This is a genomic window from Geobacillus sp. WSUCF1 (genome assembly GCF_000422025.1).
Lineage (GTDB): Bacteria > Bacillota > Bacilli > Bacillales > Anoxybacillaceae > Geobacillus > Geobacillus zalihae.
Window position 1 is genome coordinate 1 of sequence record NZ_ATCO01000048.1, and the last position, 1,874, is coordinate 1,874.

Annotated in this window: 3 protein-coding genes; all 3 read left to right on the plus strand. The window is 35.9% G+C overall.

The features are described 5' to 3' along the window. A partial coding sequence (locus I656_RS19030) for a hypothetical protein (RefSeq protein WP_020754455.1) occupies positions 1-186 on the plus strand: 186 nt, incomplete at its 5' end. A 116-nt stretch (positions 187-302) separates the two neighbouring features. Continuing rightward, positions 303-611 (plus strand): metalloregulator ArsR/SmtB family transcription factor, encoded by a 309-nt coding sequence (locus tag I656_RS10740; protein ID WP_011230084.1) that lies wholly within the window; start codon positions 303-305, stop codon positions 609-611. Positions 612-625: 14 nt separating this feature from the next. Continuing rightward, entirely contained in the window at positions 626-1,573 is a 948-nt protein-coding gene (locus tag I656_RS10735; RefSeq protein ID WP_020754456.1) for a cation diffusion facilitator family transporter, read from the plus strand. Positions 1,574-1,874: the final 301 nt, after the last annotated feature.

The window sequence follows — 1,874 nt, forward strand, 5'->3', positions numbered from 1 at the left end:
AAAAAAGAGGAACAAACAAGTAATGAGGATAACGTCATACGGGAACTTGAAGAAGAATTTAATGCTGATATTCGGAAAGGACAGTTTGCTGCTGTCCTTTTTATACCCTTAAATCGGCATGTTGCAAGTCTGATTTTTCCACCTGAACGTTTGTCCTCAGTCTCCCCCTCATTCATTATTATCTAAATCACCCATTTTCATGAAAAAACATTTCCTAAACTTGACAAAAAAATGAATATAAAATATGATACATACATATGAACATATGCTCATATATAATAAATAAAGTGAGGGGAATCATCATGAAGATGGAAGACCATTCTTTCTTAAAATCTGAAACCATTGAAAATGTATCGCGAATATTTAAGGTATTAGCCGATCCAACACGAATCAAAATTCTTTATTTGTTATCGCAAGAAGAGTGCAATGTCAATCACATTGCAGAAGTGTTGGAAATGTCTCAATCAGCCGTTTCCCATCAACTTAGTATGTTACGAAATCTGAGACTGGTTAAGTATCGCCGTGAAGGAAAAACACTGTTTTACTCCTGCGATGACGAACATGTTATTTCATTATTAAAACAAGCCATTGACCATTCTGAACATCATTAAGGAGGTATTTTATCATGCATCATCATCACCACCATCATTCTCACGACCACCATGGTCATCACCATCACCACGGACATCACCATGATCACAGTAGAGAAGGAAATAAAAAAGGGCTTACAATTGCCCTTCTCATTACCGCTGGAATTATGTTGTTAGAGTTTTTCGGAGGTTTAATCACAAACAGTCTAGCTCTTCTTTCTGACTCTGGTCATATGCTTAGTGATGCCAGTTCACTTGTTCTTAGTCTAGTTGCTATTTGGTTTGCCACCAAACCAGCTTCCCCCAATAAAACGTATGGCTTTTATCGTTTTGAAATTTTAGCCGCTTTATTTAATGGAGTTACCTTGTTTGTTATCGCTGGATTTATTATTTGGGAAGCAATTGAACGTTTTTACAACCCACCAACGGTAGCTAGCGGCTCTATGATGATCATTGCGTCCATTGGTCTGTTTGCCAATCTTTTAAGTGCTTGGGCGTTAATGAGAAAAGGGGATGTGAAAAATAATGTCAATCTTCGTAGCGCTTATCTTCATGTGATCGGTGACGCCTTGGGTTCCGTAGGTGCTATCATCGCTGGGATTGTCATGTGGCTCTTTGATTGGTATGTCGCAGACCCCATTATTTCCATTTTGGTTGCCTTATTAATCTTGAAAGGTGCTTGGGGAGTTATTAAACATACGGTTCACATTTTGATGGAAGGAACGCCCATTACCATTGACCAAAATGAAGTGAAAAAAGCCTTAGAAAGTATTGAAGGAGTGGTTGGCGTTCACGACCTTCATATTTGGACCATTACTTCAGGATTGGACTCATTAAGTTGCCATATTTTGATTGAAGATCATCAAGACAGCCAAAAGGTTTTACAAGATGCCATTCACATGATTGAAGAAAAATTTAAGATCCTGCATACAACCATTCAAATTGAAACCTCTCAAATCCATCATGGGGAAATGAAAGTCTAGCGAAAAACAATATAGAGTGATGTCAGCTATTGTGATTATCGGCTTAAACGCATATTTATTGTTTAAGAAATAGTAAACCTCATTATCTTTTTGCGGATAATGAGGTTTATTGTTTTTATCTAATAGAATTTTTTGATGTAGCTAATTAAATGAATCACACGGTAAATATTGGGTTGATTTTTTTAAATTCCATTCTTTTTTTGTTTTTAATTCAAATAAACATTTGAATAATAAAAGAAATGGGGTATAATATATTCAAACGGAAATTTGAATATGAAAGAGGGATAATGAATGAGTAAGA